The organism is Microbacterium sp. CFBP9023, from assembly GCF_034045055.1.
Lineage (GTDB): Bacteria > Actinomycetota > Actinomycetes > Actinomycetales > Microbacteriaceae > Microbacterium.
Genome location: NZ_JAXCWI010000001.1, coordinates 1,750,288 through 1,769,390 on the forward strand (window position 1 = coordinate 1,750,288; position 19,103 = coordinate 1,769,390).

Annotated in this window: 17 protein-coding genes; 10 read left to right on the forward strand and 7 right to left on the reverse strand. The window is 68.9% G+C overall.

What is annotated here, in order from left to right; genetic code table 11:
* The first annotated feature begins 37 nt into the window (after nucleotides 1-37).
* Genes phnD through SOM10_RS08580 form a run of 5 tightly spaced genes read left to right on the forward strand, consistent with a single transcriptional unit; the run spans nucleotide 38 to nucleotide 4,283 of the window.
* Nucleotides 38-982 carry a phosphate/phosphite/phosphonate ABC transporter substrate-binding protein gene (phnD, locus tag SOM10_RS08560; protein WP_320489499.1) on the forward strand — a complete coding sequence of 315 codons (945 nt, stop codon included), beginning with the start codon at nucleotides 38-40 and terminating at the stop codon, nucleotides 980-982.
* Complete coding sequence (locus SOM10_RS08565) at nucleotides 979-1,899, forward strand: phosphonate ABC transporter ATP-binding protein (RefSeq protein WP_320489500.1); 921 nt, start codon at nucleotides 979-981, stop codon at nucleotides 1,897-1,899. Before phnD ends, SOM10_RS08565 begins: the two co-directional genes overlap by 4 nt.
* Nucleotides 1,883-2,773: a phosphonate ABC transporter, permease protein PhnE gene (gene phnE, locus SOM10_RS08570; protein ID WP_320489501.1), complete on the forward strand. Its 891-nt coding sequence runs from the start codon at nucleotides 1,883-1,885 to the stop codon at nucleotides 2,771-2,773. Before SOM10_RS08565 ends, phnE begins: the two co-directional genes overlap by 17 nt.
* Entirely contained in the window at nucleotides 2,770-3,537 is a 768-nt protein-coding gene (locus tag SOM10_RS08575) for a tyrosine-protein phosphatase (RefSeq protein WP_320489502.1), read from the forward strand. Before phnE ends, SOM10_RS08575 begins: the two co-directional genes overlap by 4 nt.
* A complete protein-coding gene (locus tag SOM10_RS08580; protein ID WP_320489503.1) occupies nucleotides 3,534-4,283 on the forward strand; it encodes a TetR/AcrR family transcriptional regulator in 750 nt (249 codons plus the stop codon). The genes SOM10_RS08575 and SOM10_RS08580 overlap by 4 nt, the downstream gene beginning before the upstream one ends.
* 361 nt (nucleotides 4,284-4,644) lie before the next feature.
* Here the strand turns inward: SOM10_RS08580 and SOM10_RS08585 are convergent, their stop codons facing one another.
* A complete protein-coding gene (locus SOM10_RS08585; RefSeq protein ID WP_320489504.1) occupies nucleotides 4,645-7,185 on the reverse strand; it encodes an MMPL family transporter in 2,541 nt (846 codons plus the stop codon).
* Nucleotides 7,186-7,257: 72 nt separating this feature from the next.
* On the opposite strand from SOM10_RS08585, the gene SOM10_RS08590 reads away from it, so the two are divergent.
* Complete coding sequence (locus tag SOM10_RS08590; protein WP_320489505.1) at nucleotides 7,258-7,827, forward strand: TetR/AcrR family transcriptional regulator; 570 nt, start codon at nucleotides 7,258-7,260, stop codon at nucleotides 7,825-7,827.
* Nucleotides 7,828-7,848: 21 nt separating this feature from the next.
* Here the strand turns inward: SOM10_RS08590 and SOM10_RS08595 are convergent, their stop codons facing one another.
* The 5 genes from SOM10_RS08595 to SOM10_RS08615 all read right to left on the reverse strand — a co-directional run bounded on the left by SOM10_RS08595 (nucleotide 7,849) and on the right by SOM10_RS08615 (nucleotide 13,553).
* Nucleotides 7,849-8,559, reverse strand: coding sequence for a DUF2786 domain-containing protein (locus SOM10_RS08595; protein ID WP_320489506.1), 711 nt, complete (start codon nucleotides 8,557-8,559; stop codon nucleotides 7,849-7,851).
* Nucleotides 8,560-8,803: 244 nt separating this feature from the next.
* Nucleotides 8,804-8,947: a hypothetical protein gene (locus tag SOM10_RS08600; RefSeq protein ID WP_171821968.1), complete on the reverse strand. Its 144-nt coding sequence runs from the start codon at nucleotides 8,945-8,947 to the stop codon at nucleotides 8,804-8,806.
* Nucleotides 8,944-11,277: a phosphoribosylformylglycinamidine synthase subunit PurL gene (gene purL / locus SOM10_RS08605; RefSeq protein ID WP_320489507.1), complete on the reverse strand. Its 2,334-nt coding sequence runs from the start codon at nucleotides 11,275-11,277 to the stop codon at nucleotides 8,944-8,946. Before purL ends, SOM10_RS08600 begins: the two co-directional genes overlap by 4 nt.
* An 84-nt stretch (nucleotides 11,278-11,361) precedes the next feature.
* Complete coding sequence (locus SOM10_RS08610) at nucleotides 11,362-12,045, reverse strand: helix-turn-helix domain-containing protein (RefSeq protein WP_320489508.1); 684 nt, start codon at nucleotides 12,043-12,045, stop codon at nucleotides 11,362-11,364.
* Nucleotides 12,042-13,553 carry an APC family permease gene (locus tag SOM10_RS08615; protein WP_320489509.1) on the reverse strand — a complete coding sequence of 504 codons (1,512 nt, stop codon included), beginning with the start codon at nucleotides 13,551-13,553 and terminating at the stop codon, nucleotides 12,042-12,044. The genes SOM10_RS08610 and SOM10_RS08615 overlap by 4 nt, the downstream gene beginning before the upstream one ends.
* A gap of 220 nt (nucleotides 13,554-13,773) precedes the next feature.
* Between SOM10_RS08615 and SOM10_RS08620 the strand changes: the two genes are divergently transcribed.
* Genes SOM10_RS08620 through SOM10_RS08635 form a run of 4 tightly spaced genes read left to right on the forward strand, consistent with a single transcriptional unit; the run spans nucleotide 13,774 to nucleotide 18,081 of the window.
* Complete coding sequence (locus SOM10_RS08620; protein ID WP_053098388.1) at nucleotides 13,774-15,246, forward strand: APC family permease; 1,473 nt, start codon at nucleotides 13,774-13,776, stop codon at nucleotides 15,244-15,246.
* A gap of 59 nt (nucleotides 15,247-15,305) precedes the next feature.
* Complete coding sequence (locus tag SOM10_RS08625; protein WP_056276002.1) at nucleotides 15,306-16,445, forward strand: tyramine oxidase subunit B; 1,140 nt, start codon at nucleotides 15,306-15,308, stop codon at nucleotides 16,443-16,445.
* Nucleotides 16,442-17,653 (forward strand): N-methyl-L-tryptophan oxidase, encoded by a 1,212-nt coding sequence (gene solA / locus SOM10_RS08630; RefSeq protein ID WP_320489510.1) that lies wholly within the window; start codon nucleotides 16,442-16,444, stop codon nucleotides 17,651-17,653. Before SOM10_RS08625 ends, solA begins: the two co-directional genes overlap by 4 nt.
* A 32-nt stretch (nucleotides 17,654-17,685) precedes the next feature.
* A complete protein-coding gene (locus SOM10_RS08635; protein ID WP_200955145.1) occupies nucleotides 17,686-18,081 on the forward strand; it encodes a Rid family hydrolase in 396 nt (131 codons plus the stop codon).
* 52 nt (nucleotides 18,082-18,133) lie between these two features.
* Here the strand turns inward: SOM10_RS08635 and SOM10_RS08640 are convergent, their stop codons facing one another.
* Nucleotides 18,134-19,087: a helix-turn-helix transcriptional regulator gene (locus SOM10_RS08640; RefSeq protein WP_320489511.1), complete on the reverse strand. Its 954-nt coding sequence runs from the start codon at nucleotides 19,085-19,087 to the stop codon at nucleotides 18,134-18,136.
* Between the last annotated feature and the right edge of the window lie 16 nt (nucleotides 19,088-19,103).

Consider the following 19,103-nt stretch of genomic DNA (forward strand, 5'->3'; position numbering starts at 1 on the left):
TCGTAATTGCCTGTCACCTTCGCGAGTTGGAATACCCATGTTCTCGGAATTCGGGAACGCCTCCTCCCGAAAGGTCATCATGCGCCGCCTCACCCTGCCCGCCGTCGGCCTCCTCGGCGTCGCCGCCCTCGCCCTGACCGGCTGCCAGAGCCCGTCCGCCGAAGCGGCCCCCGCCGACCCGAACGCTCCTCTCACGATCGCGACGATCCCGGTCGGCGACGACCCCACAGCCGAGAACCCCGTCGAGGTCTTCGCCGAGCTGCTCGAAGACGCCACCGGCCGCGACGTCGAGATCACCGATGTTCCCGACTACCTCAGCGTCGTCGAGGCGATCCGCGCCGACCACGTCGACATCGGCATCATGAGCGGCTTCCCCTCGGCGCTCGCCGTGAACACGGGCGAGGTCGACGCGCTCGTCGCCTTCCAGGGCGACGGCAAGCCCGTCTCGACCTGTGTGGTGCTGAACGACTCGCCGATCCAGACCGTCGAGGACCTCGAGGGCAAGACCGTCGCCTTCGCCGACCAGGCGTCGAGCTCGGGCTACTTCATGCCGGTGTACATGCTGCATGAGGCGGGCCTCGAGCAGGGCACCGACTACGAGGCGATCTTCGCCGGCGGACACGAAGGCAGCTTCGCCGCGCTCGAGCAGGGACAGGTGGATGCCGCCTGCACCGCGGTCATGCTGACCGAGCTCGGCGCGCCGATGTTCCCGTTCGCCGACGGGGAGTGGCGTGCGGTGGGTGAGAGCCCGGCGATGGACATCCAGGGTGCTGTGCTCGGACGTCAGTCGCTCGACGCCGACACCCGCAAGGTCATCCAGGAGGGCATCGCCGAGGTCTTCTCGCCCGAGAACGCCGAGCGCCTCGGAGCGTACGGCGCCTTCGCCGCCGCCGAGCAGACCGTCGACCCCGACGGCTCGTCGTTCGCCTCGTTCGCCGAGATCGCCGCGGTCGCCGGTGTCGAGCTCAAGGACCTCAAGTGACGAGTCCCGCACCCGTCGTCGCTTCGCTGGAGAACGCGCGCGGTGCGTCCGCCGATCGGCATGTCGCCTCCCGACGCGCCGAGACGGCATCCGATGGTCTGGGATCTCCGACGGCGGAAGAGCTCCGCACCCCGACCGCCGAGCTGCGCCAGGCCCTGCCGCTCGTCACGGTGCGCGACCTCAGCGTCGCGTATGACACCACCACCGTGCTCGACGGCGTCGATCTCGACCTGTTCCCGGGCGAGATGGTCGCGCTGCTGGGCGCCTCGGGGTCGGGCAAGTCCACCCTGATGCGCAGTCTCACGGGCTTCGCGCCGATCTCGGCAGGCTCGGCGCGAGTCGCCGGCTACGACGTCACCAATCTCGCGCGCGGCGAGCTGCGCACCCTGCGGTCGGATGTCGGCCAGGTGTTCCAGCAGTTCAACCTCATCCCGCGTCTGAGCGTCATGACGAACGTGCTGGCCGGAGCCCTGCACGGCGCGGGCTCCATCAATCTGGTCGGCGGCTTCTCGAGCGCGCACCGTCGCCGCGCACTCGAGCTGCTCGATCGCGTCGGCATCGCGCACAAGGCCAACGAGCCTGCTCGCTCGCTGTCGGGCGGACAGCAGCAGCGCGTCGCGATCGCCCGCGCTCTCATGCAGCAGCCGAAGGTGATCCTCGCCGACGAACCGGTCGCGTCGCTCGACCCGAAGCTCGCCGACTCCGTTCTCGGTCTGCTGCGCGAGATCGCCACCGAAGACGGCATCCCCGTGCTCGTCAGCCTGCACGTGCTGCCGCTGGCCCTCGCGCACAGCGACCGCATCATCGGCCTGCGGCACGGACGGATGCTGGTCGCCGGCGCCACTTCGCAGCTGGATGCCGCGGCCCTTGCGCCGCTCTACGACGACGAGGAGCACGACGATGACGCTCACCACTGACCCCCGCTCCACGGCAGGGTCGGCAGGCTCAGCCGGCCCCGCCGCCGGCACGACCGACCGCTCGATCTCGAGGCCGACCCTCGACCCTGCCGAGCGCTCGCGGCTCGAGCGGGCGTTCCGGGTGCCGCGCGCGAGGTTCCTGCTCGGGCTGCCGATCGCCGCCCTGCTGCTGATCTGGTCGTTCAACGGCGCCGAGTTCAACTTCATCAAGCTGGGCGACGGCGCGGTCAACATGGGCGAGTTCCTGTCGCGCCTGTTCCCGCCGGACTTCTCGAAGATCGGCACGATCCTCGCGCTGCTGCTCGAGACCTTCCAGATGGCGGTGGTCGGCACCGTGCTCGGAGCCGTGCTGTCGCTGCTCGTCGCCTTCGGGGCATCGTCGAACATCGCGCCGAAGTGGGTCTACTACCCGACGCGCTGGGTCATGAACATCATCCGCTCGGTGCCCGACCTTGTGTTCGCGCTCATGTTCGTCTCGGCTGTCGGACTCGGTCCGTTCGCCGGCATCCTGGCCATGACCCTCGGCTCGATCGGGTCGATCGGCAAGATCTTCGCCGAGGCCATGGAGCAGGTCGACCGCGGACCCGTCGTCGCCATGGAGGCGATCGGTGCCTCGAAGCGTCAGGTCATCCAGTACGGCATCCTGCCGCAGAGCGCACCGCTGCTCACGTCCTACACGCTGCTGCTGTTCGAGGGCAACGTGCGCGGCGCGACCATCCTCGGCCTCGTCGGCGCCGGTGGCATCGGCCTCGAGCTGACCACCGCCATGCGCATGTACGACTACGGCCACCTCAGCGCCATCATCATCTGCATCATCGTGCTCGTCACGGCGATCGACCAGGGCAGCGCCCTCATCCGAAGGAGAATCACATGACCATCGCCGACATCGACCTGGTGCTCAGCGCCCCCGTGAACCTGCGCGACCTCGGCGGCATCCCGATCGAGGGGGGAGTGCTGCGGGATGGTCTCGCGATCCGCACGGATGACCTCGCCTACGTCACGACCGAGATCGCGTCGCAGCTCGTAGCCGCAGGGCTCACCGCGATCATCGACCTGCGCTCGCCGCTCGAGGTCTCGGTCACGGGGCGGGGTCCGCTCGCCGACTACCCGGTCGCGTACCACCACCTGCCGCTGATCGCGGATGTCGGGGAGTCGATGAACCGCGACGCTCCCGAGCTCAGCCACGACGCCATGGGCCGGATGTACCTGCGCATGGTCGAGGTCGCCGCACCCCAGCTCGTCACCGCGCTGAACGTGATCGCCTACACGCCGGGAACCGCGGCGTTCCACTGCGCGGCCGGGCGCGACCGCACCGGAGTCGTGGCGGCGATGCTGCTGCTCGCCCTCGGCGCGGCTGATGATGACATCGTCGCCGACTACGCCCTCACCGGCGGCAACATGGTCGCGATAATGCAGCGCACCGCACCCGTGATGGGCGCGATGTGGAAGGCGCTCGGCTTCGACGCGGATGCCGCCGGTGCGACGTCGTCGCTGTTGGAGGGTTCGATGGAGGTGTCGATGCGCACCCTGCTCGACACCCTCCGCGCGCAGCACGGCGATGCACTCGCTCCGCTGCGAGCGGCGGGACTGTCGGATGCCACTGTCGCGCGGCTCCGTGAGCGGGCGCTCGCCGCGTGACGACCGTGGAGCTGAAGGCTCGCGTCGCGAGCGCGGGTGACGCTGTCGGTGCCGCTCCGGTCGCCGTCGGAACTGCGGGCTCGACGTCTGCGGGCGCGAAGTCTGCGCGCGCGAAGTTTGCGGGCGCGTCGGATGCCGGGGCTGCGGCCCGCCGCCGCCCCGGCCGTCCGCGCGATGAGGACATGGACGGGCAGATAGTCGCCGCGACGCTCGAGATCATCGATGCGGGCGAGGACGTCACCGTCAGCCGCGTCGTCGCGCGGAGCGGAGTCAGTCGCGCTGCCCTGTATCGGCGGTGGCCGTCGCTCACGACGCTGATCGCGGCGGCGCTCGACGTCGGACGCACCATCCCGCCCGAATACCCGGACCATGTCGACCTGCGTGAGGCGCTGTTCGACGGGTTCGGGCTCGGTGACACCGGGGTGGCGCTGTCTGTCGCGGCATCCGGCTATGCGGAGGAACGATTCCGGCAGCGCATCCGACTCGTCATGTCGGATCGCGCACTGCAGAAGGCGTACTGGCAGTCGCACGTGTCGCGGCGGCGAGTGCCGCTCCTGAACGCGTTGCGCGCAGGAATCTCCCGTGGCGAGCTGCGGGCCGACCTCGACGTCGAGGCGTGCTTCGATGCGATAGCCGGCACCGCGTACTACCAGATCGTCGTGCGCGGCGACCGGATGGACGACCCTGCGGTGGCCGCTCGCCTGCGGGCTGCGGTCGAGACGATCTGGCGCGGGATGGTCGCCTGACCCACGCGTCCCGGGGACCCACCCGGGCATCCGGGTGAGGTGATGCAGACGGCGGGCTGCGTCACGAATGGCGGCTGAATCGCCCTCAGGGGATCTCACGTACCGAAGGAGATCTCACGCACCGAAGGAGCATTCCTCGGATGGGTTCCTTCGTTGTGCGAGAGCTCCTTCCCAGGGAACCCGAGCGGCAGTCACTGCCGCGACGTCAGCGGAAGGAGATCTCACGCGCCGAAGGGATCTCACGCACGGAAGGAGATCTCACGCATCGAAGGAGCATTCCTCGGATGGGCTCCTTCGTTGTGCGAGATCTCCTTCGCAGGGACGCCGAGCGGCAGTCCGAGCGGCAGTCACTGCCGCGGCGTCAGCGCGCCTCAGGCGTCTCCGAGCTCGCCACGACCTGCACCGTGTCGGTCCTGACTCCCGGGTGCTCGCGCTCGAGCGCAGCACCCTCCATGTCGACGTTCGGAAGGATGCGGTCCAGCCACCGCGGCAGCCACCAGGCCGACCGGCCGAGCAGGTGCATGAGCGCCGGCATGAGCAGCATCCGGACGACGAAGGCGTCGAGCAGCACACCGAACGCCAGGCCGAAGCCGATCGAGCGGATGATGGTCGACTCCGAGAAGATGAACCCGCCGAAGACCGACACCATGATGAGCGCCGCGGCGACGACGACCGAACGTCCGGCCCGGAAGCCCTGGGCGACGGCATCCCGTGCCGAGGCTCCGTGCACGTACGCCTCGCGCATCCCCGAGGCGAGGAAGAGCTGGTAGTCCATCGCCAACCCGAACAGGATGCCGACGAGGATCACGGGCAGGAAGCTGAGGATGGGCCCCGGGCTGTCCAGGCCGATGAGGTCGGCGCCCCAGCCCCACTGGAACACGGCGACGATCAGGCCGTAGGTCGCGAACAGCGAGAGCACGAAGCCACCGGTGGCGATGATCGGCACGAGCAGCGAGCGGAACACGACGATCATGATGAGCAGCGAGAGCCCGACCACGACCACGAGGTAGAGCGGCAGGACGGCGGCCAGCGCCTCGGAGATGTCGATGTTGGTCGCGGCCTGCCCGGCGACGCCGAGGGTGATGCCGCCGTCGAGCTGCGGCAGGGCGCGGATGTCCTGCACGAGCTTCTCGGTCGATGCGCTGTTCGGGCCTTCGGCGGGGAGCACCTGGAACGCGAGCAGGGTGTTGTCGTCGGAGTTCGCGATCGGCGCGACACCCACGACGTCGTCCTGGTCGGCGATCTTCTGGGCGATCTCGACCTGCGTGGCGAGCAGGTCGTCGTCGCTCACCGCGTCGTCGAGGGTGGCTGTGACGAGCAGCGGACCGTTCGCCCCTTCGCCGAACTGCTCGTCGACGATGTGGAAGGCGCGGTAGCTGGTCGAATCCGACGGTTCGCTCGCGCCGTCGGGCAGTCCGAGGCGCATCGACATCGACGGGATCGCGACGATCAGCAGTGCGATCACGCTGACGAGCACGGTGACGATCGCGCGGAGCGTGGACATCCGCTTCACGGGCTTGCCCGCGGCGTGCGGCTGGCCGATCGTGGTGCGAGCCTTGCCGCTGAGCAGTCGTGTTCCGACGAGCCCGAGGATCGCGGGGGCGAGGGTGATGGCGACGAGCACGGCGACGCCGACGCAGACCGCGCCGACCGTGCCCATGAGTCCGAGGAACGGAACGCCGGTGACGTTGAGGGCCAGCAGCGCGACGATCACCGTGGTGCCGGCGAACACCACGGCCGTTCCCGAGGTGCCGGTGGCGAGGCCGATGGATTCGCGAACCGGAACACCATTGAGCAGCTGCTTGCGGTGCCGGTTCACGATGAAGAGCGAGTAGTCGATGCCGACGGCGAGACCGAGCATGACGCCGAGCACGGGGGTGACGGATGCCATGTCGACGACGCCCGAGAAGGCGAGAGATGCGGTCACACCGACGCCCACGCCGACGACGGCCGTCACGATCGGCAGTGCTGCGCCGATGAGTGTGCCGAGCATGACGATCAGCACGACGGCGGCGAATGCGAGTCCGATCGCTTCGCCGACGCCGAAGATCTCGGGCACGCCCTGCGCGATGTCGGTGCCGAAGTCGACCTCGACGCCCTCGATCGGCGAGGACTCGAAGTGCTCGATCGTGCCCTGCTTGACCTCTTCGGAGAGTTCGAGACGGGGGTCTTCGAACGAGACGTTGACGATGGCCGTCGAGCCATCCTCCGAGACGACGCCGATGCCGTTCGTGAGGTCGAGGAGCGTGGAACCGAGGTCGACCTTCTCGGCGTTCGCATCGAGTTCGGCGCGCGAGTCGTCGATGGTCTTCTGCTGCGCATCGAGCTGGGCTGCCTGCGCGTTCAGAGCCTCGATCTGCGCATCCAGTGCTGCGAGCTGCGGGGCCGGAGCGCCGCCCGCTTCTGCCTGCGACCGAGCCGTGGTCAGCTGGTCGAGACCGGCCTCGAGCTGCGTGCGACCCTCGTCGAGCTGCGCCTGACCGGCGTCGAGCTGCGCCCGGCCGCCCTCGATCTGGTCCTTGCCGTCGGCGAGATCCTGCGCCTGCACGGCCTGCTGCTGCTGCGCGTCGAACGGGTCGATCACGGATGCCACGCCGTCGAGGTCTTCGGCGCTCTTCGCGAGCGCGGAGATCTCCTGCTTCTGCTGCTCCGTGAAAGCCGAACCCTCGGTCGTCTGATAGACCACCGTGCCCGTGCCCCCGGCGGTGTCGGGCAGCTTCTCGGCGAGCTGGTCGGTCACAGCGCCTGAGGCGGTGCCCGGGATGTCGAAGCTGTTGCTCAGCGTGCCGCCGAGCGTGAGGAACGCGCCGACACCCAGGCCGAGGATGATGACCCACGAGACGATCACCGTCCACGCCTTGCGTGCAGCGAACGAACCCAGGCGGAACAGCAGTGAAGCCAAAACGATCTCCTTCAGACGAATAGATCATACGGGGCGTCTCGTCTAGTGTTCTGTGGTTATCCTGAACGTGTGGTGAACGAGCATCGGAGCGGACCCGTGCGCAGCACGGCTGCCCGCGAAGCGATCCTCGACGCCACCGCACGCCTCTTCCATAACCAGGGGTACGACCGTCTCACGATCGAGGGAATCGCGAAAGAGGCCGGCGTCGGCAAGCAGACCATCTATCGGTGGTGGCCGTCGCGCGGAGCCCTCATCGGCGAATGCCTCGCCGAGGGCCGCCTGATCCCCGTCGACTTCGTGGTTCCCGACACGGGAGACCTCGCCGACGATGTCGAGACCTGGCTGCGCAGCGTGCTGTCCATCCTCGAAGCGCCGGAGGGAGGGGCACTTCTCCGCTCGCTCGTGGCGGCCGCCACCGAGGACGCCGGAGTCGGCGCGCACCTCGGTGAGAGCCTCGGCGTCGAGAAGTACCTCGCCGAGCGCATCCGCGGCGGCATCCGCGACGGGCAGCTCGCCCCGGACGCACCGGTCGAGCAGCTGGGACGGGCGATCCTCGGGGCGATCATCGTCGAGTCCCTCGTTCGAGACGAGCACGACACCGACGCGATCGTTCGGCTGACGCGCTTCCTCTTCTCGCGATAGCGGCAGCGGGCGCGTGCGTGGTCATCGCGCCGAGACCGCTGTGCCGCCGCCGGTCTGAGCCTCCATGCCCGAACGGTGGCCGTGCGCGAAGGAGCCGGGATCCGCGCCGCGGCGTCGCCGGGCGTGTGTCGTCGCCATCTCGTCGACCGCGTCGTCCACTCGGCTCCGGCGCGAGGTGAGAACGAGCTCGGTCCCCGAGCCGCTCTCTTCGACCGCAGCGCGGCGACTCTCCTCGATCCGGTTCATGGCACCCGCGGCGAACCCCCGGAGGAAGCCGCTGCGCGCTCGACGTCTCACCCCTTCGCGATGGCCGGCATACAGATCGCGATGCGCGATCCACCACGCACGCATCGCGACCGTGGCCTGCACCTGCAGACTGGCGGTCAGCGTCTGCACCTGCGTCACATCCGACGAGTGCCCGACCAGCAGCAGGCCGGCGATCGGCGGGTACTCCGCCAGGATCGGGCGCACCGCACCCAGCCCGTAGGCCACGCCGATGCCGATCTCACGAAGGTCCTTCGCGTAGACGCCGCGGAACAGCATCCTCTCGGTGACGATCTGCTCGCGCGTCTGCCCCAGGAGTCCCCGTCTTTCGTCGATCTGCGCCTGCTCGATCCCGTACTTCACGATCAGGCGCTCGGCGTGCTCGGTCAGAGACTCGGCCTCTTCGGGCGTCGTGCTCTCGGCCTTGGCGAGCAGTTTGGCGATCAGGTCGAGCTTGGCTTCGGTCATGGCATCCCCCAATGGATCTGTGATGCCTCGGATCCTTCGCGGGGGTACCTACATTGCGAGGCCGAGTTCCGGGGACTGTGAAGAAACCCGGATGACGGATGCCGGTGCAGAAGTGGATGCCGCGAGGCCGGCCGGGCGCAGGTTCGGACCCGGTCGCCGACACGCAGCCACCGGGGCCGCGGTCGCCGGAGTGCCGCCGGGCACCCCGAACCAGCGTCGGAAAGAGACCCGAGAAGAACTCGACTCAGCCCAGGATCAGCGTGATGACTGTCGCGCCGCCGCCACCCAGGATGAGGGCGATGATGACGGTCCAGGCGACGATGCGCATGCGGCGATTGCGCTTCTCGCCGAGATCGCCGTAGTCCTCGCTCAGACCGTCGCCGCTCATGCGCTGACCGGCTCGGTGACCGTGGGGCCGAAGGCGGCGGGCAGGGTGGCCTGCGAACGCTCGCGGATCTCGGCGATCGGCACGGTGAAGACGTCCTGCACCTCGAGCTTGTCGCCCTCGGAGTCGGTCACGCCGATGCGCATCACCGGGTAGTCGCGGCCTTCGCAGAGTCCGCGGAACTTGACGTCGTCTTCACGCGGAACGGTGACGATGACGCGGCCCGTCGACTCCGAGAAGAGGGCGGATGCCGCATCCACACCGTCGCGCTCGATGATCTCGTTCAGCCAGACGCGTGCGCCGACGCCGAAGCGCGAGACGCCCTCGGCGAAGGCCTGCGCGAGGCCACCCTCCGACACGTCGTGCGCCGACGAGATCAGCCACTCGTCACGGGCGGCTCCGAGCAGACCCGCGAGGCGCTTCTCGCCCGCGAGGTCGACCTTCGGGGGCAGTCCGCCGAGGTGCTGGTGCACGGTCTCGGCCCACGCCGAACCCGAGAGCTCGGTCGAGGTCGTGCCGAGCAGGTAGATGTTCTGACCCTCGTCCTGCCATCCCGAGGGGATGCGGCGCGAGACGTCGTCGATGATGCCGAGCACGCCGACGAGCGGGGTCGGGTGGATCGGCACGTCGCCGGTCTGGTTGTAGAACGAGACGTTGCCGCCGGTGACCGGGGTGCCGAGTTCGTAGCATCCGTCGGCGAGACCGTCGACGGTCTGCCCGAACTGCCACATGACCTCGGGGTTCTCGGGAGAGCCGAAGTTCAGGCAGTCGGTGATCGCGGTGGGAACGGCACCCGTGACGGCGACGTTGCGGTACGCCTCGGCGAGTGCGAGCTGCGCACCGGCGTACGGGTCGAGCTGGCAGTAGCGTCCGTTGGCGTCGGTCGAGATCGCGAAGCCGAGTCCCGACTCCTCGTCGACGCGGATCATGCCGGCGTCATCGGGGAACGACAGGGCCGTGTTGCCGAGCACGTAGTAGTCGTACTGGTTGGTGATCCAGCGGGTATCGGCGAGGTTCGGCGAGGCGACCAGGTCGAGGAACTGCTCGCGAAGCACCTCGGGGTCGTTCGACCGCGGAAGGTTCTCAGCGGCATCCGCCTGCAGTGCGTCGATCCACGTGGGGTACGCGACCGGGCGGTCGTAGACCGGGCCGTCGACCGCGACGGTCGAGGGGTCGACGTCGACGATGCGCTCGCCCTGCCAGTCGATGATGAGGCGGCCGTCGCCGGTGACCTCACCGAGGACCGACGTCTCGACATCCCACTTCTGAACGACGGCGAGGAACGCGTCGAGCTTCTCGGGAGCGACGATCGCCATCATGCGCTCCTGCGACTCCGACATGAGGATCTCCTCAGCCGTGAGCGACGGGTCGCGCAGCAGCACGTTGTCGAGCGAGACCTTCATGCCGCTGTTGCCGTTGGCCGCGAGCTCGCTGGTCGCGCACGAGATGCCGGCAGCACCGAGGTCCTGGATCGCCTCGACCAGCTCGTCACGGTACAGCTCGAGGCAGCACTCGATGAGCACCTTCTCGGCGAACGGGTCGCCCACCTGCACCGCGGGGCGCTTGGTGGGTCCGGTGCTGTCGAACGAGTCGGATGCCAGGATGCTGGCACCGCCGATGCCGTCGCCACCCGTGCGGGCACCGAACAGCACGACCTTGTTGCCGACGCCGGTCGCATTGGCGAGCTTGAGGTCCTCGTGGCGGAGCACGCCGACCGCGAGCGCGTTGACGAGCGGGTTGGCCTGGTAGACCGAGTCGAAGACCGTCTCGCCGCCGATGTTCGGCAGACCCAGGCAGTTGCCGTAGAAGCTGATGCCGCTGGTGACGCCGTGCACGACGCGAGCGGTGTCGGGGTGGTCGATCGCGCCGAAGCGGAGGGCGTCCATGACCGCGACCGGACGTGCGCCCATCGAGATGATGTCGCGGACGATGCCGCCGACGCCGGTCGCGGCGCCCTGGAACGGCTCGATGAAGCTGGGGTGGTTGTGGCTCTCAGCCTTGAAGGTGACGGCCCAGCCCTCGCCGACGTCGATCACGCCCGCGTTCTGGCCCATGCCCACCATGAGGCGTTCCTTCATCTCGTCGGAGACCTTCTGACCGAAGCGGCGCAGGTAGTTCTTTGACGACTTGTACGAGCAGTGCTCCGACCACATGACCGAGTACATCGCCAGCTCGCCGGAGGTCGGGCGGCGGCCCAGGATCTCCTTGATGCGGGCGTACTCGTCGTCCTTGAGGCCCAGCGCTGCGTACGGCTGCTCCTTCTCCGGAGTCGCGGTGGCGTTCTCGACGGAGTCGGGGACGTGCTTGTGGGCAGGTGCAGGGGCGGTGGTCACGCGCACTCCTAGATGAGGGGCCGGCGGGGCATGGCCAGTCTACCGGGGGATGCCGTGGCCGTCGGCCCGGGCGGACAGCGGGGTCTACGTCAGGAGCGGCCCGAGCTCCCGTGCAGCCGCGATGAGGGAGAGCGCGATCGAGTCGGAGCTGTCGATCTGCCGGCGCGGGCCCGAGTAGGAGAGCGCTCCGGCGAGCGTGCCGGAGGCATCGGTGATCGGCGCGACGAGGCAGCCACGCTGACCGTCGCGGGCGCGGATCACCCCCTGCGAGCGGAGTTCGGAGACCAGGTCGCCGGCGACGGTCTCCCCGCGCACGACCAGGGGCAGCAGGCCGAGGGCGTAGCGGGTGGGCTCCTGCTGCAGGCCCTGCCGATTCGAGAGGGGGAAGTCGGGGTCCTCATCGGCGACGACGACCCGGTCGTGACGATAGAGCACGAGGTGGATGCCGCCCCTCGCGCTCGCCCTGGTGCGCTCGAGCACGTCCCGTGCGGCGCGCGGGATGCGCTCGACGCCGATGCTGCCGGCCAGCAGCGCCACCTTCGTGCCCAGGGCGAATCCGGTGAGATCCGGCGTCCGGACGAGGTACTCGTCCTGCACCAGCAGGTTGAGCAGGCGATAGGTGGTCGCACGCGGCATCCCGAGCCGCTCGGCCAGCTGCCGCGCTGTGACGCCGGCACCCATCGCAGCGACGGCCTCCAGCATCGACAGCGCGCTGTGGATGGCGGCGGGCTGGCGGGCCGTGATCGATACCGCGTCGCCAGCCGTCATCCGTCGGCGTCCCCCGGTTCGCCCCCGTGTGCGCTGCCGCCGCCGGTGCGGGCCACGCCGCCGAGAACGTGGGCGGCGACCGGCTCGTCGTAGCGTCCGACCTCTCCGAGAGGCGCACGCCGCCGCCATCGGATCAGTGCCGCCGCGATGACGGCGATGCCGACGGTGAGCCAGACTCCCGGATTCCCCGCGGCCGCCTCCGCGACGAGATAGACCGTCAGGCATGCCGCAAGCGCCGCCGCCGCGCTGACGGCGGCGATGATGGAACCGACGGTGACCTCCCCGATACGGCGCAGGAACAGGGGCGCGGCGATGCAGACCAGCACGTAGGCGACGATGTAGCCCGCTGCCGAGATCAGCAGGACGGCCTTCATCGCGTCCCACGGTGACACGCCGGCCGCGACGATCACGAGCGGTGCGAGGACGATCGGCGGGACCGCGACGACGACCGCGCCGATCGGGGTGCGGTGGCGCCCGTGCGTGCGGCCGAGTCGGGCGGGGAGGACGCCGTCGCGGGCGAGCGCGAACACGATACGGGTGAGGGCGGTCGTCGAGGCGATCGCGCAGGCCAGACCCGAGGTGGCGATGCCGACGTCCGCCACGGCGGCCCATGCGGAGAGGCCGAAACGCGACGCGAGATCGTCGAGGAGCGCGACCGATGCCGTCCCCCCGATCGCGGCGGCTCCTGCGATCTGCGTGTAGGCGGCGATGAGGTAGAACACTCCGGCGACACCGACGCTCCACACGATGGCGCGAGGGATGTTCTTCAGCGGCGAGCGGGCCTCGACGCCGAGCGTCGCGGAGCTCTCGAACCCCACGAACGCCGTGATCGCGAGAACGGCACCGCCGGCGACGCCGGCCACGGAGATGCCGTCGGCCGAGAAGATCGCCGCCGGTTGGAGCGGCCCGATGTGCACGAGGAGCACGATCATCAGCGAGAGGATCAGCGCGACGGAGATGAGTTCGACGACGAGCGCGACCCGGGATGAGAGGCGGATGCCGCGCACGAGGACGATCGCGAGCACCGCCGCTTCGACGACGAGAGCGCCCAGGGCGATCGGCGTCGCGGCGAGCTGAGGCCACAGTCGGGTCACGAGCATGGTCGCATAATGGGCGCCGCCCAGAAGAGCGAAGATCGAGATGAAGGCATACCCGACGAGGATCGCTGCACCGGTCGCGAGTCCGCCCGCCGCGCCGAGTCCGCGCGCCGCGTAGGTGTACAGCGAGCCGCTGGCGGCGAACCGACGAGTGAACTGGTTGATCGTCCGAGCGACCAGGAACGTGATGATCATGGCGAGGGCCATCACGAGCACGGTGGCGCCGCCCGCCAGGTCCGCCACCAGCAGCACCGCCATCGCCGAGGCGGCGGCTGGGGCGACGGCCGCGACCGATTGCGCGAGGATGTCGGCGAAACCCACGGTGTGTCTGTCCAGTCCGTGCAACGGCGAGCGGGCGGCGAACGAGCGCACGGTCTGCGGGCGCTCGATCGCCTCTTCCAGTGCAGACATGGGGCCTCCGCCTGTCTCGTGATGGGAGGAGGCTACGAGCGGCCTGTTGCCGGAGCGCGTCTGCGATGTTTCACGCAGATGTCACCCGAATGAGACGGCCGGAGTTCCGGCGTCCCGTTCGCGGCGAACGCAGACGTCACTCCGGCGAGACGGGTGGGAAATCCTGCCGCGGCAGGGTGGGGGAACCGCTCCACTCCGCTTCTCTCAGAAGGGTTTGCACATGGTCCAGATTCAACCCAGCGCCACCGAGACCTCCCCGAAGAAGGTCCTGTCGGGATCGCTCGGTGCTACCGCGATCGTCTTCATGGTGGTCGCCGCCGCCTCGCCCCTGACTGTCATCGGCGGGTCCGCCCCACTCGGCATCCTGCTCGGCAACGGGGCGGGCTTCCCGGCGCTGTATGCGATCAGCGCCGTCGTTCTCGTGCTCTTCGCCGTCGGCGTCTCCGCGATGGCCAAGCACGTCCCCAACCCCGGGGCGTTCTTCACCTACGTCGGATACGGCCTCGGACGCTCGACCGGTCTCGCGTCCGCCTGGATCGCGATGCTCACGTATACGACGATCCAGGTGTCCGTGTACGGGTACATGGGCTACGTGCTGAGCTTCACTTTCGAGGGGTTCGGCATCACGCTCCCGTGGTGGCTGTACTCGATCGCCGTCGTCGCGCTCGTCGGGTTCCTCGGCTATCGCCACATCGATCTGTCCAGCAAAGTGCTCGGCGTCCTGCTCTGCGCCGAGGTCGGAATCGTCCTCCTTCTCGTAGCGGCGGTCGTGATCTCCGGCGGCCCTGAAGGTCTGAGCCTGGCTCCGTTCGAGCCGAAGAACGTCGCGAGCGGTTCCCCCGGCGTCGGCCTCATGATGGCCATCGCCGCCTTCATCGGGTTCGAGGCGACCGCCGTCTTCCGCAGCGAGGCGCGCGATCCCGACCGCACGATCCCCCGCGCCACCTATATGGCCGTGATCGGCGTCGGCGTGTTCTACACGCTCGCCTCATGGGGCCTCGTCATGGCGTGGGGTCCCTCGAACATCCTGGAGGAGGCCGCGGCCGACCCGGGAACGCTCATCCTCCGCACGATGTCGGCGTACCTCGGCGCCACCGGCGAGATCATCACGAACATCCTCCTCATCACCGCGATGTTCGCCTGCGTGCTGTCGTTCCACAACGTCGTCGCCCGTTACCAGTACTCCATGTCAGGCGCCGGCGTGCTGCCCGACCGGGTGGGCGCCGTGCACCCCCGGCACATGTCTCCGCACGTGTCCTCGCTCGTGCAGAGCATCACCGCGATCGTCCTCGTCGCGCTGTTCGCCGTTCTGCAGCTCGACCCGGTGCTGCAGGTGTTCACCTGGTTCGCCGGGGTCGCGACCGTGGCGATCGCCCTCCTGATGGCGGTCACCTCGATCGCGGTCATCGTCTACTTCGCGAGGACACGCAAGGACCGGAGGATCTGGAACACCGTGATCGCCCCCGTGCTCGGTTTCATCGGCCTGGTGCTCTCCGTGGTCATGATCGTCGTCTACTTCCCGATCATGGTCGGCGATGCGGATGCCACAGGCGCCCCGGTGTTCGGCGCGGTCAGCTGGAGTCTGCTCGGGCTGGTGATCGTCTTCCCCCTCATCGGGTACGCCCAGGCCGCGTGGATCAGAGCCCGCAGGCCCGCGGCATACGTCAAGCTCACCGACGCCATCGCCGGCTGAGGCGCACCATGAGCGCGACCGACACACTCTCCCCCACCCCCTCGACGAGAAGGACCGTCATGCCCCTGCCCCACGTGGATTTCCTCTACCTTTCCGAAGCCGACATGATCGCGGCCGGAGTGACCGATATGCATCAGTGCGTCGACACCATGGAGGAGATGTTCGCACTGTTCGCCGCCGGCGACTACCGCATGACCGGTGAGAGCAACGACTCGCACGGCGCGATGATGACGTTCCCTGAGGCGTCGCCGTTCCCGAACATGCCGGTGCCCACTGAGGACCGACGGTTCATGGCGATGCCGGCGTACCTCGGCGGAGACTTCCAGACGACTGGCGTCAAGTGGTACGGATCCAACATCGCCAACCGCGAGAAGGGTCTGCCGCGGTCGATCCTCATGTTCACGCTCAACGACACCGACACCGGGGCGCCACTCGCGTTCATGTCGGCGAACCTGCTGTCGGCATACCGGACCGGCGCCGTGCCGGGGGTCGGTGCGCGGCACTTCGCCCGCAAGGACTCGCGCGTCGCGGGGATCGCCGGGCCCGGCGTCATGGCACGTACGGTGCTCCTGGCCTTCATGGATGCGTGCCCGCTGATCGACACGCTGAAGATCAAGGGGCGAGGGGCGGAGAGCCTCGCGCGCTTCCAGGAGTGGGTGCGCGAGGAGTTCCCGACGATCACCACGATCGAAGTCGTCGACTCGATCGAAGACGTCGTCCGGGGCAGCGACCTGGTGAGCTTCTGCACCACGGGCACCGGTGCCGGCGGCTCGGAGAGCTACCCCACGATCCAGCGGGAGTGGATCACGCCGGGGGCGTTCTTCGCGATGCCGTCCCTGTGCAACACCGACGACTCGCTGCTGGACAGCGACATCACGAAGGTCGTCGATGCGTACGGGTTGTACGAGACCTGGTACGAGGAGTTCCCGAAGCCGTCGTTCGAGTACATTCCGATGGTCGGGCAGAAGTGGATGGATCTCGTGAAGGCCGGGGAGCTCTCACGTGACGAGCTCGTCGACATCGGCGATGTCGTCTCCGGAAAGCGGCCCGGTCGGCAGAGCGACGACGAGATCGTCATCATGTCGGTCGGCGGGATGCCGGTGGAGGACGTCGCGTGGGGGACGAAGGTGTATCGCAATGCCCTTGAGCGCGGCATCGGCCAGAAGCTGAACCTGTGGACCGAGCCGGCTCTCGCATGAGTGCGGCAGAGGTCATCCGGACCGTCGACGTCGCGGTTGTGGGTGCAGGCTCCATGGGATCGATGGCGCTGTGGCACCTCGCGAGATCGACGGGGATGTCCGTGCTGGGCGTCGAGCAGTACGGACCGGCGCACGGCCACGCGGCCTTCGCCGGTGAGTCGCGTCTGTTCCGTGCGGCGAACAAAGAGGGCGCGCTCTATACGGCGGCTGCTCTCGAGGCCAGGGCGCTGTGGACCGAGCTGGAGCGTGAGACCGGCCGCCAGCTGCTGCTGAAGACCGGCGTCCTCGCGATCGCGCCGGAGGGACATCCATTCCTCGAGTCCACGCAGCGGTCGATCGTGGAGGGCGATCTGCCGCACCGGTTCCTCGACGCCGCAGAGCTTCGCCGGGAGTATCCGCAGTTCACCGTCGAGGACGGCGACATCGGGATCATGGACCTGCTGGGCGGCGGCTTGCGCTCGGAGCTGGCGGTGGCGACCGCGCAGCGGGCCGCGATCAGGCGCGGGGCGGAGATCCTGTACAACACTCCGGTGCTCGGCATCGATGAGCACGAGAGCGGTGTCGTGATCTCGACATCCGAGGGGATCGTCCACGCGCAGAAGGTGATCGTGACGACCGGTGCGTGGACGACGAGGATCGTGCCGGAGGTGCGCGATCTGGTGAGCGCCATCGCCATACCGCTCACGTGGTTCATGCCGGAGGACATCAGCCAGTTCACCCCGGATCGCTTCCCATGCTGGATGCGGGACCTGGACGGCGACCATGCCTTCGGCGTCCCTGCACTCGACGGCTACTCGGTCAAGATCGCCCCCACGACCCGCATCGACACGATCGAGGACCCCGACACAGATCCCCGCGAACTGTCGCGTGAGCAACTGCGGAGATGCACGGCGATCGCCACCCGGATGTTCCCCGGCATCCTGCCCGAGGTGGTCCGGTCGTCCATCCACCCGGAGTCGGCGACGGCCGATCATGTCCCGATCCTCGACGTCTCCGAGTCGGGCCGGACCATCATCGGAGCCGGGTTCTCCGGCAACGGCTTCAAGTTCTCACCCGCCTACGGGCGAGTGTTGGCGCAACTCGCCGAGAGCGGGTCGAGCGCGCTGCAGCACCCCCTGTTCACGCTTGGTCACCACCGGCGCCGTGCTCAGGCGCGCGCCGACGATCTTGTCCTCGCAGACGACTATCCGGTCCTCCAGGGCCACTGACAAGAAAGACGGAACCGTTGATAATCACCAGCGTGAAGAGCGGCAGCAAGTTCGAGACCCTCGCAAGCTACTCGCGGGCCGTCGCGATCGGCGACTGGATCTTCGTCTCGAACACCGCCGGCATCGATTACGAGACGAGGACCCTGCCGGACACGGCGGCAGAGCAGCTGCGTCTCGCGATCGCCACCGTCGCGCGGGCGCTCGCCGCCGTGGATTCATCGCTCTCCGATGTCGTCCGGATCCAGGTCTTCGTTCCGGATGCGTCTGATCAGGACGAGACGATCGAAGTGCTCGGCGAGGAGTTCCGCGGCATCGACCCGGCACTCACCATGACGCGCAGCCCACTCGCGGGCGAGTACAAGGCCGAGATCGAGGTGACCGCGCACCGCGGGGCGGGGGCGGCGAGGCGCACGCAGATCGATCTGTGAGCACTCGGCGACTCGGGGTGCGGGGTCTCGGATACGGTCAGGTCTGACCGGGTCAGCGGGCCTCGCCCGCGCCGGACAGGCGTCGCGAGAGGGCGGTCGCGGCGTCCGCCAGCGCGGGCGGCGCGACGACGCGGAACGGCGCGTCGAAGCGGGCGATCGACGCGAGGATGCCGACCCACGACCACGATCCGACGGTCACGCGGCACGAGCTGTCGTCGATCGGCTCGACGGTGCCGTCGCGGCCGATCCAGTGCGCGACCTCGCGGGCGGGCAGATCGAGCACGAGCTCTCCGATGCACGGCCAGTGGTCTGCGGCATCCGATCCCTTCGCCCGAGCTGCGAGGTAGGTCTGGGCGTCGGCGGCGGGCAGCTCGCGTGGCGTGAAGGCGGGGCCGGTCGGGATGCGCGGTGTCATCCGGTCGAGTCGGAAGGTGCGCCAGTCATCGGCCTCGAGGTCCCAGGCGAGCAGGTACCAGCGGCCCTCCCGGGCGACGACCGCGTGGGGCTCGGTGCGCCGCGCCGGACGGTCATGGTTCTCTCCGTAATCGAAGCGCAGCACGTGGTGGTCTCGCACCGCACCGCTGACGGCTTCGAGCACCGCCGGATCCACGCGCGTCTCGTTCTCGACCCCGGCGAAGCGGATGCCGTCGACCCGGTGCCGCAGGCGCGACGGCATCACCTGGCGCACGGTGGCCAGCGCACGAGCCGCGCCCTCGTCGATGTCGATCCCAGTGGCCGGCACGCTCTGCAGCGCGACGGCGATCGCGACGGCCTGCTCGTCGTCGAAGAGCAGCGGCGGCAGCTCGGAACCGGCGGCGAGGCGGTATCCGCCGTCGGGGCCCTTGATCGCGCTGATGCGGTAGCCGAGCTCGCGCAGTCGGTCGACGTCTCGTCGCACCGTGCGGGGTGTGACGTCGAGGCGGTCGGCGAGCACCTGCCCCGGCCAATCGCGAGCCGTCTGCAGCAGGGAGAGCAGGGCGAGCATGCGAGAGGAGCTGCCGGTCATGACTCCATTGTGCTCG

Bases quoted from the DNA above. Each gene is read 5' to 3' on its own strand.
- SOM10_RS08620 (WP_053098388.1), top strand. From the start codon at position 13,774: ATGGTCCAGATTCAACCCAGCGCCACCGAGACCTCCCCGAAGAAGGTC.
- SOM10_RS08640 (WP_320489511.1), bottom strand. From the start codon at position 19,087: ATGACCGGCAGCTCCTCTCGCATGCTCGCCCTGCTCTCCCTGCTGCAG.
- phnD (WP_320489499.1), top strand. From the start codon at position 38: ATGTTCTCGGAATTCGGGAACGCCTCCTCCCGAAAGGTCATCATGCGC.
- SOM10_RS08595 (WP_320489506.1), bottom strand. From the start codon at position 8,559: ATGACCGAAGCCAAGCTCGACCTGATCGCCAAACTGCTCGCCAAGGCC.
- SOM10_RS08625 (WP_056276002.1), top strand. From the start codon at position 15,306: ATGCCCCTGCCCCACGTGGATTTCCTCTACCTTTCCGAAGCCGACATG.
- phnE (WP_320489501.1), top strand. From the start codon at position 1,883: ATGACGCTCACCACTGACCCCCGCTCCACGGCAGGGTCGGCAGGCTCA.
- SOM10_RS08610 (WP_320489508.1), bottom strand. From the start codon at position 12,045: ATGACGGCTGGCGACGCGGTATCGATCACGGCCCGCCAGCCCGCCGCC.
- SOM10_RS08575 (WP_320489502.1), top strand. From the start codon at position 2,770: ATGACCATCGCCGACATCGACCTGGTGCTCAGCGCCCCCGTGAACCTG.
- SOM10_RS08615 (WP_320489509.1), bottom strand. From the start codon at position 13,553: ATGTCTGCACTGGAAGAGGCGATCGAGCGCCCGCAGACCGTGCGCTCG.
- solA (WP_320489510.1), top strand. From the start codon at position 16,442: ATGAGTGCGGCAGAGGTCATCCGGACCGTCGACGTCGCGGTTGTGGGT.
- SOM10_RS08600 (WP_171821968.1), bottom strand. From the start codon at position 8,947: ATGAGCGGCGACGGTCTGAGCGAGGACTACGGCGATCTCGGCGAGAAG.